Raw genomic sequence first — 18,775 nt, 5'->3', positions numbered from 1 at the left:
TCCAGATGGTGCAGCGTTTCGAGGGCCGCGTCGCCGTGATCACGGGCGGGGCCAGCGGCATCGGCCTCGCGTCGGCGCGCCGGCTGGCGAGCGAGGGCGCGAAGGTCGTGATCGGCGACGTCTCGCCCGACGCCGGGAAGGCGGCGGCCGACGAGGTCGGCGGCCTGTTCGTATCGGCGGACGTGACCGACCCCGAGCAGGTCGAGGCCCTGTTCCGGACGGCCGTGGACACCTACGGTTCGGTCGACGTCGCGTTCAACAACGCCGGCATCTCGCCGCCCGAGGACGACTCGATCCTCACCACCGATTTCGAGGCGTGGGACCGCGTGCAGCGCGTGAACCTGACCTCGGTGTACCTGTGCTGCAAGGCCGCGCTGCCGCACATGCAGCGCCAGGGCCGCGGCTCGATCATCAACACCGCGTCGTTCGTCGCGGTCATGGGCGCGGCGACGTCGCAGATCTCGTACACCGCGTCGAAGGGTGGCGTGCTCGCGATGAGCCGCGAGCTGGGGGTGCAGTTCGCGCGGGAGAACATCCGCGTCAACGCGCTGTGCCCGGGACCCGTCAACACGCCCCTGCTCAAGGAACTGTTCGCGAAGGACCCGGAACGCGCGGCGCGGCGGCTCGTCCACGTGCCGCTCGGCCGCTTCGCCGAGCCGGAGGAGATCGCGGCCGCGGTCGCCTTCCTGGCGAGCGACGACGCCAGCTTCATCACGGCGTCGCAGTTCCTCGTGGACGGTGGCATCTCGGGCGCGTACGTCACTCCTCTGTAGCCGTGCGACGACGGCACCGGGACGGGTTGACCGTCCGCCTGTTCCGGTGGCGAGCACCCTTCGCGCCGGCGGGTCCGCTGAGGCTCGCCGGGGTCCCCGTCGACGTGCCCGCGCGGGCTCGTCACCAGGCCGTCTTCACCAGCGGCTCGGCGGATGTGGCGTGAACCGTCCGAGGTAGACTCGTTCGCGAAGCGGCGGGTACGGTGGCCGCACAGCAGACCAACTCAATACCGGGCCGTTCGAGCAGGAGCGGGAGAGCCCCATGAGACCGGTGGGGCACCGAAGGAGCAAACTCCCCGGAATCTCTCAGGTACCCACTACCGCTTCGTGCGAGGCCACTCTGGAAAGCAGGCGCACCCGCGCCTCACCCAAGGTGAAAGCCGCAGGTCGGTACAAGACTGCGCGGTGAAACTCTCAGGTGCCCATGACAGAGGGGGAGCTTCCAGTGCACCGCTGCGCCCGGTGCCCGGCCCGAGGAGCTCCCATCACCTCCACACCGTTCGAAGCCCGCCACATCGGCCCCGCCGTGGCCGAGCGGGCGAAGATGCTCGCCGAATGCGGTTACGGAAGCCTGGACGCCCTCGTGGAGGCGGCCGTCCCGTCCGCGATCCGCGCCACCCGAGCCCTGGACCTGCCCGCGGCCGCGTCCGAGGAGGAAGCCAGCGCCGAGCTGCGCGAACTCGCGGCGCTCAACCGCCCGATGACGCAGATGATCGGCCTCGGGTACTCCGACACCGTCACGCCGGGCGTGATCCGCCGCAACGTGCTCGAGAACCCCGCGTGGTACACCGCTTACACGCCGTACCAGCCGGAGATCTCGCAGGGCCGGCTCGAGGCGCTGCTGAACTTCCAGACGATGGTCGCCGACCTCACCGGGCTGGCCACCGCCAACGCTTCGCTGCTCGACGAGTCCACCGCCGTCGCCGAGGCGATGACGCTGATGCGCCGCTCGTCGAAGTCCCAGTCGAACGTGATCGTGCTCGACGCCGAATGCCTGCCGCAGACCATCGCGGTCGTGCGCACGCGCGCCGCGGCGCTGGGCATCGACGTGCAGGTGCGCGACCTGCTCACCGGCCTGCCGGAGGAGTTCTTCGGTGTCGTCGTGCAGTACCCGGGCGCCTCGGGTGTGCTGCGCGGGCGCGGTTTCTACCACGCGATCTCCGAGGCCGCGAAGGCCGCGGGCGCGCTGTACACAGTGGCCGCGGACCTGCTGGCGCTCACGATGATCACCTCGCCCGGCGAGTTCGGCGCCGACGTCGCCGCCGGTTCGACGCAGCGCTTCGGCGTGCCGCTGGGCTACGGCGGCCCACACGCCGGCTACCTGGCGGTGCGCGCCGGTCTCGAGCGTTCGCTGCCCGGCCGGCTCGTGGGCGTTTCCGTGGACGCCGACGGGAACCTCGCGTACCGCCTGGCGCTGCAGACGCGGGAGCAGCACATCCGCCGCGAGAAGGCGACGTCGAACATCTGCACCGCCCAGGTGCTGCCGGCCGTGCTCGCCGCGATGTACGCCGTCTACCACGGCCCGGACGGCCTCAAGGCCATCGCGACCCGCGTGCACGAGCTGGCGGCGGGCTTCGCCGCGGCCCTGCGCGCCGGCGGCGTCGAGGTCGTGCACGAGTCCTTCTTCGACACGGTCGTGGCGCACGTGCCGGGCCGCGCCGCCGAGATCCACGCGGCCGCGCGCGAAGCGGGCATCAACCTGGGCCACGTCGACGCCGACCACGTGCGCGTGGCCTGCGACGAGGTCACCCGCCCCGACACCGTCGCGAAGGTGCTGCGCGCGTTCGGAGTGGACACCGAGTGGTCCGCCGCCACCGCGCTGCCCACCGGTGTGGTCCGCGAGAGCGGCTTCATGGCCCACGAGGTGTTCAGCACGCACCGCTCCGAGACGGCCATGCTGCGCTACCTGCGCAAGCTCGCCGACCAGGACTACGCGCTCGACCGCGGCATGATCCCGCTCGGCTCGTGCACGATGAAGCTCAACGCCACCACGGAGATGGAGCCGATCAGCTGGCGCGAGTTCGCGGGCCTGCACCCGTTCGCGCCGGCCGAGGACGCCGAGGGCTACCACCGGCTCGTCGAGCAGCTCTCGGGCTGGCTCGCGGAGGTCACGGGCTACGACGAGGTTTCGCTGCAGCCGAACGCCGGGAGCCAGGGTGAGCTCGCGGGCCTGCTCGCGATCCGCGGCTACCACCACGCGAACGGCCGGCCGGAGCGCGACGTCTGCCTGATCCCGTCGTCGGCCCACGGCACCAACGCCGCGTCGGCCGTGCTCGCGGGCATGCGCGTGGTCGTGGTGAAGTGCACCGCCGAGGGCAACGTCGACCTCGAGGACCTGCAGGCCAAGGTCGACACCCACCGCGACACGCTCGCGGCGATCATGGTCACCTACCCGTCCACGCACGGCGTGTACGAGCACGGCATCGAGCGCCTCGCGAAGATCGTGCACGACGGCGGCGGCCAGGTGTACGTGGACGGCGCGAACCTCAACGCGCTGCTGGGCCTGGCCAAGCCGGGCGAGTTCGGCGGCGACGTGTCGCACCTGAACCTGCACAAGACTTTCTGCATCCCCCACGGCGGTGGCGGCCCCGGCGTCGGGCCGGTCGCGGTGCGCGCGCACCTCGCGCCGTACCTGCCGAACCACCCGCTGCTGGAGCAGGCCGGCCCGGCCACCGGCGTCGGCCCGATCAGCGGCGCGCCGTACGGTTCGGCCTCGATCCTGCCGATCTCGTGGGCGTACGTGCGCATGATGGGCGCGGCCGGCCTCACGTCGGCCACGAAGGTCGCGGTGCTCGCCGCGAACTACGTCGCCGCCCGGCTCTCGCCGCACTACCCGGTGCTCTACACCGGGCAGGACGGCCTGGTCGCGCACGAGTGCATCCTCGACCTGCGCGGCATCACGAAGGACACCGGCGTGACGGTCGACGACGTCGCGAAGCGCCTGATCGACTACGGCTTCCACGCGCCGACGATGTCGTTCCCGGTCGCGGGCACGCTCATGGTGGAGCCCACCGAGAGCGAGGACCTCGGCGAGATCGACCGCTTCTGCGCGGCGATGATCGCCATCCGGCACGAGATCGACGAGGTCGCCGCCGGTCGCTGGACCGCCGAGACGAGCCCGCTGCGCGGCGCCCCGCACACGGCGGAGTCGCTGGTGGGCGAGTGGACCGCCGACTACGACCGGGAGCTCGCGGTGTACCCGGCAGGCGTGTCGCGCAAGAACAAGTACTGGCCGCCGGTGCGGCGGATCGACGGGGCGCGCGGCGACCGCAACCTCGTCTGCTCCTGCCCGCCCCTCAACGCGTACGAAGGCTGAGTTCTCGTGTCCAAGGAGACTTCCCTGCACGCCGTCCACAAGGGACTGGGTGCGCTGTTCACCGACTTCGCGGGCTGGTCGATGCCGGTGCGCTACGCCAGTGAGCTGGCCGAGCACAAGGCCGTGCGCGAAGCGGCCGGGCTGTTCGACCTGTCGCACATGGCCGAAATCCACGTTCGCGGCGCGCAGGCCGCGGACGTGCTCGACTTCGCGCTGGTCGGCAACCTGACCGGCGTGAAGCCGGGGCGCGCGCGGTACACGATGATCTGCGACACCGACGGCGGGGTGCTCGACGACCTCGTCGTCTACCGCCTGGCCGACGAGGAGTACCTGGTCGTCGCCAACGCGGGCAACGCCGACGTCGTCACCGAAGCGCTGGCCGAGCGCGTGGCGGGGTTCGACGCCGTCGTGGAGAACCGGTCCGCGGACACGGCGCTGATCGCCGTGCAGGGCCCGCGCGCGGCCGACGTGCTGGCCGCCGTGACCGACGCGGACCTGGGCGCGCTCAAGTACTACGCGAGCGTGCCTGCCGCGGTGAAGGGCCACGACGTGCTCCTGGCCCGCACCGGCTACACGGGCGAGGACGGTTTCGAACTGTTCGTGCCCGCGGCCGAGGCGCCCGCGTTGTGGCGGATCCTGACCGAGGCCGGTGAGCCCCACGGGCTCGTCCCGTGTGGTCTCGCGTGCCGCGACACGCTGCGGCTCGAGGCCGGGATGCCGTTGTACGGCAACGAGCTCACGCGTGAGCTGAACCCGTTCGCCGCGGGCCTCGGCCGCGTGGTGAAGTTCGAGAAGCCCGGTGATTTCGTCGGCCGGGCCGCGCTGGCGGAGCTGGCGAAGGCCGACGTCCCGCGCGTGCGGGTCGGCCTGCGCGGCGCCGGCCGGCGGGCGCCGCGGCACGGCTACTCCGTGCTGTCCGGCGAGACCACCCTCGGCGAGGTGACCAGCGGTGCCCTTTCGCCGACGCTGGGTTATCCGATCGCCATGGCGTACGTCGATCGGGCGTACGCCGAGCCCGGCACGAAGCTTTCCGTCGACATCCGGGGCAGGATCGAGCCCGTCGAGGTCGTCGACCTGCCCTTCTACTCCCGAGCCTGAGCGCCCGGCCGCCGCCCCACCACCACCTTCAACGGAGCGGCCGCGCCGCACTGAAAGGATTCCAGCACCGTGAGCATCCCCCAGAACCTGTCCTACACCAAGGAACACGAGTGGCTCTCGGTCACCGACGGCGTGGCCACCGTGGGCATCACCGCCTTCGCCGCCGAGTCGCTCGGCGACATCGTGTTCGTGCAGCTGCCGGCAGTCGGCGGCACGGTGACCGCGGGTGAGGTGTTCGGCGAGGTCGAGTCGACGAAGTCGGTGAGCGAGCTGTACTCGCCGGTGAGCGGTGAGGTGGTGGAGGTGAACGAGGCCACATCGGACACCCCCGAGGTCATCAACTCCGACCCGTACACCGAAGGATGGCTCCTGAAGGTGCGGCTCACGGGCGACGTCCCGGAGCTGCTCGACGCCGCCGCGTACGCCGCGCTCACCCAGGAGAACTGATGACGACGTTCGACGCCCACCTGTCCGATGTGGACCCGGAGGTCGCCGCGGCCGTGGCCGCCGAGCTCGATCGCCAGCAGTCGACGCTGGAGATGATCGCGTCCGAGAACTTCGCGCCCGTGGGGGTGCTCGAGGCGCAGGGTTCGGTGCTGACCAACAAGTACGCCGAGGGGTACCCGGGCCGGCGCTACTACGGCGGCTGCGAGCACGTCGACGTCGTCGAGCAGCTGGCGATCGACCGCGCGAAGGCGCTGTTCGGCGCCGAGCACGCCAACGTGCAGCCCCACTCGGGCGCGCAGGCCAACGCGGCGGCGATGTTCGCCGTGCTGAAGCCGGGCGACACGATCCTGGGCCTCGACCTCGCGCACGGCGGCCACCTCACGCACGGGATGAAGATCAACTTCTCGGGCAAGCTCTACCACGTCGTGGCCTACCACGTCGACAAGGAGACCGGGATCGTCGATCTCGCCGAGATCGAGCGCCTGGCCGTGGAGCACCGGCCGAAGCTGATCGTCGCCGGGTGGTCGGCGTACCCACGTCAGCTGGACTTCGCGGAGTTCCGCCGGATCGCCGACCTCGTCGACGCCCGCCTGATGGTGGACATGGCGCACTTCGCCGGCCTGGTGGCCGCGGGGCTGCACCCGTCGCCGGTGCCGCACGCCGACATCGTCACCACCACCACGCACAAGACGCTGGGCGGCCCGCGCGGCGGCTTGATCCTGTGCCGCGAGGAGCTGGCGAAGAAGATCAACTCGGCGGTGTTCCCCGGCCAGCAGGGCGGGCCGCTGGAGCACGTGATCGCGGCCAAGGCCGTGGCGCTGAAGATCGCCGCGAGCGAGGAGTTCCGCGAGCGGCAGGAGCGCACCCTCGAGGGTGCGCGGCTCCTGGCCGACCGGCTGTCGCGTTCGGACTGCGCCGAGGCGGGCGTGCGCGTGCTCACCGGCGGCACCGACGTGCACCTGGTGCTGGTGGACCTCGTCCGGTCCGCTTTGGACGGCCAGCAGGCCGAGGACCGGCTGCACTCCGTGGGCATCACGGTGAACCGCAACGCGGTGCCGTTCGACCCGCGGCCGCCGATGGTCACGTCCGGTCTGCGCATCGGCACGCCGGCGCTGGCCACGCGCGGTTTCCGCGCGGAGGACTTCACCGAGGTCGCCGACGTGATCGCCGAAGCCCTCAAGCCGGACTTCGACGAGTCCGTGCGCCAGACGCTGCGCGGGCGCGTGGAGCTGCTGGCCAAGAAGCACCCGCTGTACGCGGACCTGTCGCGATGAGTGTCACGCCGGAAGGGCGGAAACTGCTGCGGCTGGAAGTTCGCAACAGCGAGACGCCGATCGAGAAGAAGCCGTCGTGGATCAAGACGCGGGTGCGGATGGGGCCGGAGTTCACGGAGCTGAAGGGCTTGGTGCGCCGGGAGGGTTTGCACACCGTCTGTGAGGAAGCCGGCTGTCCCAACATCTACGAGTGCTGGGAAGACCGCGAGGCCACGTTCTTGATCGGTGGTGACCAATGCACGCGGCGCTGTGACTTCTGCCAGATCGACACCGGCAAGCCCGCCGCCCTGGACCGCACCGAACCGCGGAAGGTCGCGGAGTCCGTGCAGGCGATGGGGTTGCGCTACTCCACTGTCACCGGTGTCGCGCGTGACGATCTCGAGGACGGCGGCGCGTGGCTGTACGCGGAGACCGTCCGGCAGATCCACGCCCTCAATCCCGGCACCGGTGTCGAGTTGCTGATCCCGGATTTCAACGCGGATCCGGCGCAGTTGGCGGAGGTGTTCGGTGCGCGGCCGGAGGTGTTGGCGCACAACGTGGAGACGGTGCCGCGGATTTTCAAGCGGATTCGTCCCGGGTTCCGCTACGCGCGGTCGCTGGAGGTGCTCACGCGGGCGCGTGAGGCGGGTCTGGTGACGAAGTCGAACCTGATCCTCGGCATGGGCGAGACGCCCGACGAAGTCGAGCCGGCGATGCGCGACTTGTACAACGCGGGCTGCGAGATCTTGACGATCACGCAGTACTTGCGGCCGTCGCCGCGGCATCACCCGGTGGATCGGTGGGTCAAGCCCGAGGAGTTCGTGGAGCACGCGAACGCCGCCGAAGCAATCGGGTTCCCCGGGGTGATGGCGGGACCGCTCGTGCGCTCCTCCTACCGCGCCGGCCGCCTGTACGCCCAGACCAAGGCCCACCGCGGCGAAGAACTGCCGGAAAACCTGGCGCACCTCGCCGCCGCGGGGCCCGCCGCGCAGGAAGCCAGCTCCCTGCTGGCCAGACACTAGAGAGAAGGGGCGGATCAATGGCGATCAGCGTCTTCGACCTGTTCTCCATCGGCATCGGGCCGTCGAGCTCGCACACCGTCGGGCCGATGCGGGCCGCGCGGACCTTTGTGGACGGTCTCGCCGACGAGGGCGTCCTGGACCGCGTGACGCGGGTGCGGGCCGAGCTGTTCGGCTCGCTCGGCGCCACCGGCTTCGGCCACGGCAGCGACAAGGCCGTGCTGCTGGGGCTTTCGGGCGAGCGTCCGGAGTCGGTGGACACCGAGACGGTGCACGCTCGGGTCTCCGAGATCCGGGCGTCGGGTCGGCTGCTGCTCGGCGGGACGCGGGAGATCGCGTTCGACGAGGACGCCGACCTGACGATGCACCGGCGCAAATCGCTGCCGGCGCACCCGAACGGGATGGTGTTCCGGGCGTTCGCGGGCTCGGCGGAGGTGCGTTCGCGCACGTACTACTCCGTCGGCGGCGGGTTCGTGCGGGACGAGTCGTACGAGACGGACGCGGTGTTCGTCGAGGACGCGACGCCGGTGCCGTACCCGTTCCGGACGGGCGCGGACCTGCTGGGCCACTGCGCGGCGACGGGGTTGTCGGTCAGCGAGGTCATGCTGGCGAACGAGCTGTCGTGGCGCTCCGAGTCCGAGGTGCGTGCGGGTCTCCTGGAGATCTGGGCCGTGATGGCTTCGTGCGTCGAGGCCGGCATCCACCACGAGGGTGTGCTCCCGGGCGGCCTGAAGGTCCCGCGGCGCGCGAAGGCGTTGCACGACAAGCTGATCGCCGAAGACGGCGCGGACGATCCGTTGTACGCCATGGACTGGGTCAGCCTGTACGCGCTGGCGGTCAACGAGGAGAACGCCGCGGGCGGCCGCGTGGTCACCGCCCCGACGAACGGCGCCGCGGGCATCATTCCGGCCGTGCTGCACTACTACCAGCGCTTCATCCGCGGCGCGTCGGACGACGGCATCGTCACGTTCCTGCTCACGGCCGGCGCGCTCGGCTCGATCCTCAAGCAGACCGGGTCGATCTCCGGCGCCGAAGTCGGCTGCCAGGGTGAAGTCGGCTCCGCGTCGGCGATGGCGGCGGCCGGGTTGACGGAGGTGCTGGGTGGCTCGCCGGCTCAGGTCGAGAACGCCGCGGAGATCGGGGTTGAGCACCACCTCGGGTTGACGTGTGATCCGGTGGGCGGGCTGGTGCAGATTCCTTGTATCGAGCGGAATGCGGTGGGCGCGTCGAAGGCGATTCACGCGGCGCGGATGGCGATGCGTGGCGATGGTAGCCATGTGGTGACGCTGGACAAGGCGATCAAGACGATGCGGGAGACCGGCGCTGATATGTCGGTGAAGTACAAGGAGACTGCGAGGGGTGGACTTGCGGTGAACGTGATCGAGTGTTGAGGGTGTTCGGGTCGCGGTGATTGGTGGGCGTTGGGCCTGGTGGTGACTTCGGGTGTTTCGTCGTCTGGCTGTGGGGTTTTTGGCCGGCGGTGAGTGGGTGGTGTTCGGCCGGCGGTGGCCGTGGGGGTTCGGGCGGCGGTGGCCGTGGGGGTTCGGGTGGGCGTGGGACGGCACCCCGACAGCCGAGTGTGACTACGTTTTGGGGCCGTTCGTCAAGGCGGGAAAGCGTACCTTGACGAACGGCCCCAAAACGTGTGGCGGCTGCGGATCGGGGCGGCAGGGAGGGGGCTGGGCGGTCCCACGAGGGGCGTTGTCGGCTGGCGGTTTGTTGGTGGGGGCGCGCTGACGCGCGGTGCGTTGTGGGCGGCGGTTTGTTGGGGGCTGTCGAGGGGGTTGGGTGGTTCCGCTGGTGCGTTGTCGGCTGGCGGTTTGTTGGTGGGGGCGCGCTGACGCGCGATGTGTTGTGGGCGCCTGTTTTCGTGCTGGGTCAGGCGGGGAGGGTGAGCTGGGGGCGGTCGCCGTGGGCGGTCACCAGGCGGAGGCCGGCGTGGACGAGGAGCCAGCCGAGGCGTTGGCGGGGTGTGTGCGGGCTGCGGGGGCCGCGTGCGGTGGCGGGCGGCGGAGGCGAGCAGGTCGGCTCGGCGGGCCCGGACGAAGTGTTCGGTGAAGTCATGCGGAATCATGGTGTCCCCAGTTCTTCGGTGGCGTCGGGTTCGGGTTCCGGGTGGGCGGTGCGCGGGAACGCGGCCCAGTGGGTGACCACGGCGTCGTCGCCCGGGCGGGCGGGGCGGCGGTAGCGGTCGACCACGGCGAGGATGTCGTCGGACATTCGCCGGGCTTCTTCGGGCGTGAGGGAGAGCTGGTTGCTGGCCATCGAGGCGTTCCGTTCCCAGCGGTCCTGCCAGCGCGGAAGCTCGGCGACGAACCGGGCCTCCTCTTCGTAGCGCTGCACCACGAGCTGGTGCAGGAACGAAGACAGGTGTCCGGCCAGCTCCGGGTCACCCGTGAAGTCGCCGGCGCGCATGGTCGTCGAGTCCTGCGCGGCTTTCCACCAGCGTTCGCGTTTTGAGCCCAGGCCGGGCTCTTCCGCGACCAGGCCGGCGTCGGCCAGCTGGCGCAGGTGCCAGGACGTGGTGCCGGAGCTCTCGCCGACGCGCTTGCCGAGGCCGGTCGCCGTGGCGGGGCCATCGCGTTCGAGGAGGCCCAGCAGGCGCATCCGCAGCGGGTGGGCGAGCGCGCGCAGGGTGCGTGCGTCGAGGATCCGTTCGGTGCGTTCCTGGCGGCTCATGCCCACCACTGTAGACCGCAGAGAGTTCTTTGCAAAGAGTTCTCTGCAATGAGGAGGCCTAGACTCGGTCCCGTGGAGACCTCGGTGGCGAGCGCGAACGAGGCGCTGTTCCGGCCGGTGCGCGCCGGCAACGCCTTCGAGGAGACCGTGGAACGGCTGCTGCAGGCGATCCGCCTCGGGGTCGTCGGCGCGGGAGAGCGGCTGCCGTCGGAGCGGGAGCTGGCCGAGCGCCTCGGGGTCAGCCGCGTGACGTTGCGGGAGGCCATCCGGGCGCTGGCGGACGCCGGGTACGTCGAGTCGCGCCGAGGCCGCTACGGCGGCACGTTCGTGAACGAGCGCCTCCCCGAGCCGGGCGAGCGCGCCACCGGTGAGGTCGACGCCGCCGCGTTCGAAGACGCGCTCTGCCTGCGCTACGTGCTGGAGACGGGCGCCGCCGAGGCCGCCGCCGCGCGCACGCTCAGCCCGGCCGACCGCCGGCACCTCACGAGCACGCTCGCCGAGGCCGCGGCCGCCGACCTCACCGACTACCGCCGCAAGGACTCGCGCCTGCACCTCGCGATCGCGGAGGTCACAGCGTCGGGCTCGCTCACCACGGCCATGGCCGACGCCCGCACGCGCGTGAACCAGCTGCTCGACCGCATCCCCTTGCTCGAGCCCAACCTGGAGCACTCCAACGCCCAGCACGCGGCCATCGTCGACGCCATCCTCGCGGGCGACCCCGTCGCGGCGCGCCAGGCGATGGCCGAGCACATCGAGGGCACCGCCTCGCTGCTTCGCGCCTTCCTGGCCTGACCGGCACTCCGTGAATTTCTGACCGGAACTCTCAACCTTTTCACCCGTCCGGCCGTCGACCATTCGTGCAACCCGATACGGACGCCGCCCCGGATGGAGACCCAGCCAGTGCCACGCCCGAGCCGCTCGACGCCACCCGCGCCCGCCGTCGCGGCCGCTTGCGCAAGATCCGGCGGATCGCGTACGGCTGCTTCGGTGTCCTGGTCGGACTGCCGCTGATCGCGTTCTGGATCGCCTACCTGCTGCTCGACGTCCGCAGCCCGCAGGACGTGCTCGCGTCGCTCGACAAAACCGTGGTGCTGAACTACTCCGACGGCAGCGAGCTCCTGAAGGTGCTGCCCGCCGACGGCGACCGCTCGTTCGTGCCCTACGACAAGGTGCCCGCGAAGCTGCGCGACGCGATCATCGCCACGGAAGACCCGACGTTCTGGGACAACGCGGGCTTCGACCCCACCGGCATCGGCCGCGCGCTGCTCACCGGCGTCGGCGGTGGTTCGGGGATCACGCAGCAGTACATCAAGAAATCGACCGGCGACGACGACGCCACGATCACCCGCAAGCTCCAGGAGCTGGTGCTGGCCACGAAGGTCACGCAGCAGCAGAGCAAGGAGCAGATCTTCACCAGCTACGTGAACATCATCTCGTTCGGCCGCGGCACGTTCGGCCCGGCCGCCGCGATGAACGCGTTCTTCGGCCGCCCGCTCGACAACGGCCTGACCTGGAGCGAAGCGGCGTTCCTGGCCGGCATGATCCAGTCGCCGTCGGTGCACGACCCGGCGGTGTCCGGTGACGCGCACGCGGCCAAGCGCTGGCAGTACGTGCGCGACAAACTCGTGGCACGCGGTTACGTGAAGGGCGCCGACGCCGCCGCGATGGCCTATCCCGGCAAGGAGATCCTGCCGCCGTCGGAGACGCGCGCGAGCGTGACGTACGACGAATACCACGTGAAGCAGCAGGTGCTCAGCGAGCTCGAACAGGACGGGTTCCCCCTTTCCCGGCTGCAGCAGGGAAACCTCGTCGTGCAGACCACTTTGGACCGCACCGCCCAAGCCGCGGCGCGCTCGGCGCTCGCCGGCCGGCTCAAGGGCGAGCCGAAGGAGTTCCGCGGCGCGCTCGTGTCGGTGGATCCGGCGACCGGCGCGGTGCGCGCGTACGACGGCGGCGACAACGGCGTGCGCGACTACGCCGGGACCGCTCACGCCCTCGGGTCGGCGTTCTACCCGTTCACGCTCGCGGGCGGGCTCCGGGCCGGCGTGTCGCCCGACCAGCCCGTGCCGGCGCCGCCGCAGCTCGACTTCCTCGGTGAGGACTTCTCGTACCCGGCCCGATGCCCGTCGACGTGCACGCTGCGGACGGCGATGACGTCGGGTGCGGACACGCCGTACATCGGGTTGGCGAAACGGCTCGGGCCCGACGCGGTGAGCGCGGCGGCTCGGGACGCGGGGATTCCGGCGGAGGTCGATGGGACGCCGACGTTGCGGGAGAAGGACGGGTACCTGATCGGGTCCGGGATCGCGGTGGGGCGGTATCCGTTGCGGCCGTTGGACGTGGCGGGTGCGTATGCGACGTTCGCCGATCACGGGGTGAAGGTGGCGCCGCACCTGGTGGACAAGGTGCTCGATCGGGAGGGGAATGTGGTGTGGGAGCACGATTCCGATCCGCGGCCGGCGTTTTCCGAGGACGAGGGGGTGAGTGCGAAGGTCGCGGCGGGGGTGACGAACGTGTTGCAGACGTTCCTGCCGGACGGGCGGCCGGCGGCGTTGCGGACGGGGGAGTTCCAGCACGGGAATTCCGCCGACAACCAGGATGCTTGGGCGGTGGGGTATACGCCTCAGCTGGCCACGGCGGTGTGGGTCGGGTCGGATGATGAGCGGCGGTTGTTCGATGCGGAGGGGAAGAAGGTGGTGGGGGCTTCGGTGCCGGCGGATGTTTGGAGGGGGTTCATGGTGGAGGCTTCTCGGGGGATGGTTGTGGAGGGGTTTTCTGGGGGTGGTGGTCGGTGAGGGTGGGGCTGGCCGTCGCTGGGCGTGTTGCGTTGCGTTGTGGTGGGGATGCGGTCCTGCGCGGGGGCGTGTTGCGGGGCGTAGGCACCCCGAAGCTTGAGTGTGACTACGGCCGCTGACCCCGTGTCAAGGCGGGAAAGCGTGCCTTGACACGGGGTCGGCGGCCGTGTGGAGGCTTCGGATCGAGGTGCCGGGCAGGGGCTGGGCGCATCCTCAGTGGGGTGGTTGGGCGGCGGTTGCGTATGCGTGTGGTGGGCCGCCGTTCGGGGTGCGGGGCGGGGGCTGGGTGCATCCTCAGTGGGGTGGTTGGGCGGCGGTGTCGTGTGCGTGTGGTGGGCCGCGGGTCGAGGTGGCGGGCAGGGGCTGGGCGTGACCTCGTTGCGTTGGTGAGTTGTGGCGCGTCGGTGGCTTTGCTGCCCTGGCAGTGATGGCGTTCTGGCTTGGTGACGGCTGTCAGCGGACGCGGGCCAGGAGGAAGCCGTCGTAGCCCTTGGTGCCGACGGTTTGGATGGCGGTGGCGTCGAGGCGGTCGTCGGTTCGCAGTGCGTCGAGCATGGTGCGGACGCCGTGGACGGCGGGGGCGGTGGTGGTGGCGTCGATGATTTCGCCGTCGCGGACGACGTTGTCGACGAGGATCGTGGTGCCGGGGTGGGAGAGGCGCAGGGAGTGGTCCACGTAGGCGGCGAGGTTGGCTTTGTCGGCGTCGATGAAGATGAAGTCGAAGGGGTCGTGCAGGCGCGGCAGGGTGTCGAGGGCGGCGCCGACGAGGATTTCCGCGACGTCCGGGCCGAAGCCGGCGCGGTCGAGGTTCTTGCGGGCCACGGCGGCGTGCTTCGGGTCGTACTCGCACGTCACGAGCCGGCCGCCGGTGGGCAGGGCGCGGGCGAGCCAGATCGTGCTGTAGCCGGCCAGGGTGCCGAGTTCGAGGATGGTTCTCGCGCCCGCGGTGCGGGCCAGCAGGTTCAGCAAGCGGCCCTGCGTGGGGGACACTGCGATCGCCGGCAGGCCGGCCGCGTCGGAGTCGGCGAGGGCGGCGTCGAGCACCGGGTCGGCGGGCAGCAGCGCGTCGCCCAGGTAGTCGTCGACCGCGGTCCAGAGTTCTTGAGTCATGGCACCTCCGTGGCCAATCTACGCGGCCCGGCGGCCCGCCTTCGGGATCACCAGCGGCGTCCCCGTCTCCGGGCACGGCATCACCCGGCACGGCAGCTCGAAGATCTTCTCCACGTTCTCCGCGGTCACGACCTCGTCGGGCGTGCCGGTGGCGAGCACGCGGCCGTCGCGCATGGCGATCATGTGGGTGGCGTAGCGGGCCGCGTGGTTGAGGTCGTGCAGGACCGCGACGAGGGTGCGGCCCTGCTCGGCGTGCAGCTGCGCGCACAGGTCGAGGATGTCCATCTGGTGCGCGATGTCCAGGTACGTCGTGGGTTCGTCGAGCAGCAGCAGATCCGTCTGCTGGGCCAGGGCCATCGCCAGCCAGACGCGCTGGCGCTGCCCGCCGGACAGCTCGTCCACGAGCCGCTCGGCGAGGTCCGCGACGCCGGTGGCCCGCATCGACTCGGCGACCACCGCCGCGTCCTCGCGGGACCACTGGCGCAGCAGGCGCTGGTGTGGGTAGCGCCCCCGCGCGACGAGGTCGGCGACGGTGATGCCGTCGGGCGCCACGGAGCTCTGCGGCAGCAGCCCCAGCCGCCGTGCGACCTCCTTGGCGCCGTAGCTGGAGATCACCGCGCCGTCGAGGTACACGGAGCCCTTGCGCGGCTTGAGCATCCGCGCGAGCGCGCGCAGGAGCGTGGTCTTGCCGCACGCGTTGGGGCCGACGATGACCGTGAACGACTTGTCCGGGATGACGACGCCGAGGTCTTCGGCGACGGTTCGCCCGTCGTAGGCGAGGGTCAGTTCCTCGGCGTGCAGACGGGGCTCGGTCCGGGTCGGTGCTTCCGCGATCGTCTGTTCCACGCAGGTTAGGCTAACCTAGTGACCCTCGTTCGGGGAGTTCCGTGGGTCGCATTCGCCGAACGTGACCAGCCGGTGCCATCATGCGGACGAGGGGTACGGGCGTTCTTCCGGCGGGAACGAAGGTGGCGATGGACGACTACCGGGTCGTCGCGGACGAGCTCGCCGCCGACATCGAAGCGGGCCGGCTGAGGCCCGGCGACCGGCTCCCGCCGCAACGCCGCTTCGCCCGCGACCGCGGCATCGCCGGCTCCACCGCCGCCCGCGTGTACGGCGAGCTGATCCGCCGCGGCCTCGCGGTCGGCGAGGTCGGCCGCGGCACGTTCGTGCGGGCCGCGCGCCCCGCGCCCGAACCCGCGCTCGCCGAACCCGGCGACGCCCGCGTGGACCTCGAACTCAACTTCGCCGTGCTGCCGAGCCAATCGGCGAAGCTCGCGTACGCGCTCGAGCCGTTGCTGCGTGCCGACGTGTTCACCGACGCGCTGCACCCCGTCGGTGCCGCCGGCACGAAAGCCGTCCGCGAAGCCGCCGCGACGCTCCTGAGCCGCGGATCGTGGACGCCGGACCCGGCGACGCTCCTCGTGGCCGGCAACGGCCGCCAGGGCATCGCCGCCGCGATCTCGGCCTTCGTGCCGCTCGGGGAGCGGCTCGCCGTCGAAGCCCTCACCTACCCCGTTGTGAAAGCACTGGCCACGCGGCTCGGCGCCGAGCTGGTGCCGATCGAAACCGACGAAAACGGGCTCGTGCCCGCCGCGCTCGAAGCCGCCCACGCAGCCGCGCCCGTCCGCGCGCTGTACGTCCAGCCGACGCTCCACAACCCGCTCGGGCCGACGATGCCGCCCGCGCGCCGCGCCGAACTGGCCGCCACCGTCCGGCGGCTCGACCTGCCCGTGATCGAGGACGGCATCTACACGTTCCTCCGGCCCGAGGTCGAACCACTCGCCGCACTCGTGCCCGAGCGCACGGTCTTCGTCGACAGCCTCTCGAAACGGGTCGCACCCGGCCTCACCGCCGGGTTCGTGGCACCGCCCGCCGCCTGGACGCCGCGGCTCGCCGGCGCGATCCGCTCGGGTGGCTGGGGTGCCACGCGGTTCGCGATGGAGGCCGCCACGCGCTGGATCACCGGTGGCGCGCTGGCCGAAGTGGAAGCCGCGAAGCGCGCCGACGCGGCCGAACGCGCCGCGATCGTCGACGAGTGCCTCGCCGGGTTCACCGTCGCCGGCGACCCCGCCGCGTACCACCGCTGGTGGCAGCTGCCGGAGCAGTGGCGCGCCGAGACGTTCGTCGCCGCGGCCGCGCGCCACGGCATCGCGCTCTCGCCCGCCGCGTCGTTCGCCGTGCTGCCCGGCCACGCGCCCAACGCCGTGCGGCTCGCGGTTTCCGCGCCACCGAAGGAAATCCTCGTCGCCGCGCTCGACGTGCTCGCCACGCTGGCGGCCGGTTCACCCGACGACACGCTGCTGGACTGAACCTCAGCGAGCCCATTTGCCGACGAAGCTCCCGCACACCACCGGCTGCCCGGTCAGCCTCGTGCGCACCGCGTTCTCCAGGCCCAGGTAGTCGACGTTCGGCGCGGCCGCCGGCACCTGCGCGGGGACCGGGCCGCCCGTGGCGAGCGTCTGGTTCGCCACGGTCTCGAACAACACCAGGTAGCCACCCTGGCGGTTGAGCGCGTCGGCCGTCGCGAGCATCCGCTGCGGTGCGTCCCCGACGATCTCCAGCGGCAGCGGCCACTCCAGCGGGAACGGGTTGCGCAACCCGAACGCGGGGTAGGCGAACGGGTTGTCGGGCAGCACGGCGGTGCGCGCGGCCGGGTAGCGCTGGAGGCAGTCGCGGATCTGGGCGACGTAGGCGAACGTGCTCGGGTTCGTCCGGATCCCGGTCAACGCGGGCGTGACGGTGCCGAGGTCGGCCGTCAGCTCGTCGTGCGACAAGTCGAGGTACGCGGCTTCGTCGTGGTGCGCCACCACCGTCCAGCCGCACACGGCCACGGTCACCAGCCCCGCCGTCGCGGTGAGCCACGTGCGGCGCACCACCGGCGTGAGCTCCGGCACCACCGAAGCGAGCAGCAGCACCGCGGTGAGCGCCAGGGAACCGGTGAGCAGCGTCGGGGTGTCGTTGCCCCACGACAGGCTCGCCATGAACCCGGTCGCGAGCACCAGCAGCGCGGGCCAGGACCCGCGCCGCCGCACGACCGCGTGCACCACCACAGCCACGGCGAGGATCCACCACAGCACGTCGGCCCAGCGCGAGGAACCGGTGAGCCGCCCGTCCGCCACGGTCCCCACCACCGCGGCCACGCCACCGAGCGCGAGCAGCCACGACGCCCACCGCGCGGCCACGCCGAGCCGGTCACCGGCCAACTGCACGCCCAGCAGCACCACGCAGACCACGACGAAGAACGTCAGACCCCGCACCGGCGGCCGCAGCAGCGCCTCCGGGTCCGCGAGCCACAGATCCAGCAACCGCTCGCCGTACGCGGGCGCGCCGCCGGTGACCTGGCTCACCATCTCGCCGAACCCGCCGCTCGCGCTCACCCAAGCCACGTAAGCGATCCCGAACGCGCCGAGCGCCGCCAGATCACCGGCGAGGCGCCGGGAACGGTTCGGGTAGCACAGCGTCCAGACCAGCCCGATCACCGCGGCGAGCGCGAAGCTCTGCTTCATGAACGCGGCCGCGCCCAGCAGTGCCAGCCCGCCGAGCCGTGCGTACGGATTTCCCTTGCGCAGCCCCGAGTCCAAGGCCCACGCGCCGCACGCGGTGAGCGTGATCCCGTCGACGGTGTGCCACGCCATGAGCGGAAACCCGTTGAGGTTCAGCAAAGCCGTCGCCGCGACGAGCGCCGTGCGGCCCGGCCCCCACGACAACACCGGCCGGCGCATCACCAGCGCGGCGAACGCGATCGTCGTCACCGCGATCTGCACCATCGCGAGGCAGCTCGACGCGAAGAACAACGGCCCGGGCAAGGCGAAGTCGACCACGTGCAGGATCGCCGAACCGAGCGGGCGCGCGGAAATGATGTCGGCGTGCGGCACTTCGCCCTGCAGCACACGCCAGGCCTGCGCGAGGATGAATCCCTGATCGGTGGGGTGGAAGCCGAACCGGCCCACGCGCAACTCGGTCGCCACCGCGAGCACGAGCACCCACGCGGCGTGCGCGCTCCACCGCAGCGCCACCTGCCGCCACCGAACCCCCTCGGCGGTCGCGGGCAGCGCCGCACCGGCGACGTCCACGCTGTCCTCTTCCCCTTTCACACACCCCGGGCTGGACAGCGATCGTAGCTGGATTTTCTGCCTCGGCTCCGCCGAGGCGGGCGAGATCGCTGTGCTTATGGCCTCGGCTCCGCCGAGGCGGGCGAGATCGCCTTTGAGCCGGTGTTTGGCTCGGGCGGTCGGATCGGCCGGGGGCCGATCGCACCGCCCGAGCCAAACACCGGCGCGAT

Annotated in this window: 15 protein-coding genes and 1 riboswitch; of the genes, 10 read left to right on the top strand and 5 right to left on the bottom strand. The window is 71.4% G+C overall.

The window, feature by feature from the left end:
- Positions 1-5: 5 nt before the first annotated feature.
- From ACIA77_RS19425 to ACIA77_RS19395, 7 genes are all read left to right on the top strand, one after another.
- Positions 6-773 carry a 3-oxoacyl-ACP reductase gene (locus ACIA77_RS19425; protein WP_395887274.1) on the top strand — a complete coding sequence of 256 codons (768 nt, stop codon included), beginning with the start codon at positions 6-8 and terminating at the stop codon, positions 771-773.
- A gap of 240 nt (positions 774-1,013) precedes the next feature.
- Positions 1,014-1,106, top strand: a riboswitch (glycine riboswitch).
- 151 nt (positions 1,107-1,257) lie between these two features.
- Positions 1,258-4,089 carry an aminomethyl-transferring glycine dehydrogenase gene (gene gcvP / locus ACIA77_RS19420; RefSeq protein WP_395887337.1) on the top strand — a complete coding sequence of 944 codons (2,832 nt, stop codon included), beginning with the start codon at positions 1,258-1,260 and terminating at the stop codon, positions 4,087-4,089.
- Between the two features lie 6 nt (positions 4,090-4,095).
- Positions 4,096-5,187: a glycine cleavage system aminomethyltransferase GcvT gene (gene gcvT, locus ACIA77_RS19415; protein ID WP_395887273.1), complete on the top strand. Its 1,092-nt coding sequence runs from the start codon at positions 4,096-4,098 to the stop codon at positions 5,185-5,187.
- A 69-nt stretch (positions 5,188-5,256) separates the two neighbouring features.
- The gene (gcvH, locus tag ACIA77_RS19410) at positions 5,257-5,634 is read left to right on the top strand and encodes a glycine cleavage system protein GcvH (protein WP_395887272.1); all 378 of its coding nucleotides are present in this window, start codon (positions 5,257-5,259) and stop codon (positions 5,632-5,634) included.
- The gene (gene glyA / locus ACIA77_RS19405; protein WP_395887271.1) at positions 5,634-6,908 is read left to right on the top strand and encodes a serine hydroxymethyltransferase; all 1,275 of its coding nucleotides are present in this window, start codon (positions 5,634-5,636) and stop codon (positions 6,906-6,908) included. Before gcvH ends, glyA begins: the two co-directional genes overlap by 1 nt.
- A complete protein-coding gene (lipA, locus tag ACIA77_RS19400) occupies positions 6,905-7,909 on the top strand; it encodes a lipoyl synthase (protein WP_395887270.1) in 1,005 nt (334 codons plus the stop codon). The genes glyA and lipA overlap by 4 nt, the downstream gene beginning before the upstream one ends.
- Positions 7,910-7,926: 17 nt before the next feature.
- Positions 7,927-9,297: an L-serine ammonia-lyase gene (locus ACIA77_RS19395; RefSeq protein WP_395887269.1), complete on the top strand. Its 1,371-nt coding sequence runs from the start codon at positions 7,927-7,929 to the stop codon at positions 9,295-9,297.
- 487 nt (positions 9,298-9,784) lie between these two features.
- Here ACIA77_RS19395 and ACIA77_RS19390 read toward each other — a convergent pair whose 3' ends face one another.
- Complete coding sequence (locus ACIA77_RS19390) at positions 9,785-9,970, bottom strand: hypothetical protein (protein WP_395887268.1); 186 nt, start codon at positions 9,968-9,970, stop codon at positions 9,785-9,787.
- Positions 9,971-9,976: 6 nt separating this feature from the next.
- Positions 9,977-10,585: a helix-turn-helix domain-containing protein gene (locus ACIA77_RS19385; protein WP_395887267.1), complete on the bottom strand. Its 609-nt coding sequence runs from the start codon at positions 10,583-10,585 to the stop codon at positions 9,977-9,979.
- 48 nt (positions 10,586-10,633) lie between these two features.
- Here ACIA77_RS19385 and ACIA77_RS19380 point away from each other — a divergent pair, with 48 nt between their 5' ends.
- The gene (locus ACIA77_RS19380) at positions 10,634-11,377 is read left to right on the top strand and encodes a FadR/GntR family transcriptional regulator (protein WP_395887266.1); all 744 of its coding nucleotides are present in this window, start codon (positions 10,634-10,636) and stop codon (positions 11,375-11,377) included.
- A gap of 65 nt (positions 11,378-11,442) precedes the next feature.
- The gene (locus ACIA77_RS19375) at positions 11,443-13,380 is read left to right on the top strand and encodes a transglycosylase domain-containing protein (RefSeq protein ID WP_395887265.1); all 1,938 of its coding nucleotides are present in this window, start codon (positions 11,443-11,445) and stop codon (positions 13,378-13,380) included.
- A 453-nt stretch (positions 13,381-13,833) separates the two neighbouring features.
- On the opposite strand, the gene ACIA77_RS19370 is transcribed toward ACIA77_RS19375, so the two are convergent.
- Both ACIA77_RS19370 and ACIA77_RS19365 read right to left on the bottom strand, forming a co-directional pair.
- A complete protein-coding gene (locus ACIA77_RS19370; RefSeq protein WP_395887264.1) occupies positions 13,834-14,490 on the bottom strand; it encodes an O-methyltransferase in 657 nt (218 codons plus the stop codon).
- A gap of 18 nt (positions 14,491-14,508) precedes the next feature.
- A complete protein-coding gene (locus ACIA77_RS19365) occupies positions 14,509-15,336 on the bottom strand; it encodes an ABC transporter ATP-binding protein (RefSeq protein ID WP_395887263.1) in 828 nt (275 codons plus the stop codon).
- Between the two features lie 128 nt (positions 15,337-15,464).
- Here ACIA77_RS19365 and ACIA77_RS19360 point away from each other — a divergent pair, with 128 nt between their 5' ends.
- On the top strand, positions 15,465-16,802 hold the full coding sequence (locus ACIA77_RS19360; protein WP_395887262.1) for a PLP-dependent aminotransferase family protein: 1,338 nt from the start codon (positions 15,465-15,467) through the stop codon (positions 16,800-16,802).
- Positions 16,803-16,805: 3 nt separating this feature from the next.
- Here the strand turns inward: ACIA77_RS19360 and ACIA77_RS19355 are convergent, their stop codons facing one another.
- Positions 16,806-18,587, bottom strand: a complete 1,782-nt coding sequence (locus ACIA77_RS19355) for a hypothetical protein (RefSeq protein ID WP_395887261.1) — start codon at positions 18,585-18,587, stop codon at positions 16,806-16,808.
- Between the last annotated feature and the right edge of the window lie 188 nt (positions 18,588-18,775).

Origin of the sequence: Amycolatopsis sp. NPDC051903 (genome assembly GCF_044452505.1) — a bacterium.
Taxonomy (GTDB): Bacteria; Actinomycetota; Actinomycetes; order Mycobacteriales; family Pseudonocardiaceae; genus Amycolatopsis.
Note: the sequence above shows the minus strand (reverse complement) of the source record. Positions and strands in the feature narration are given on the sequence as shown.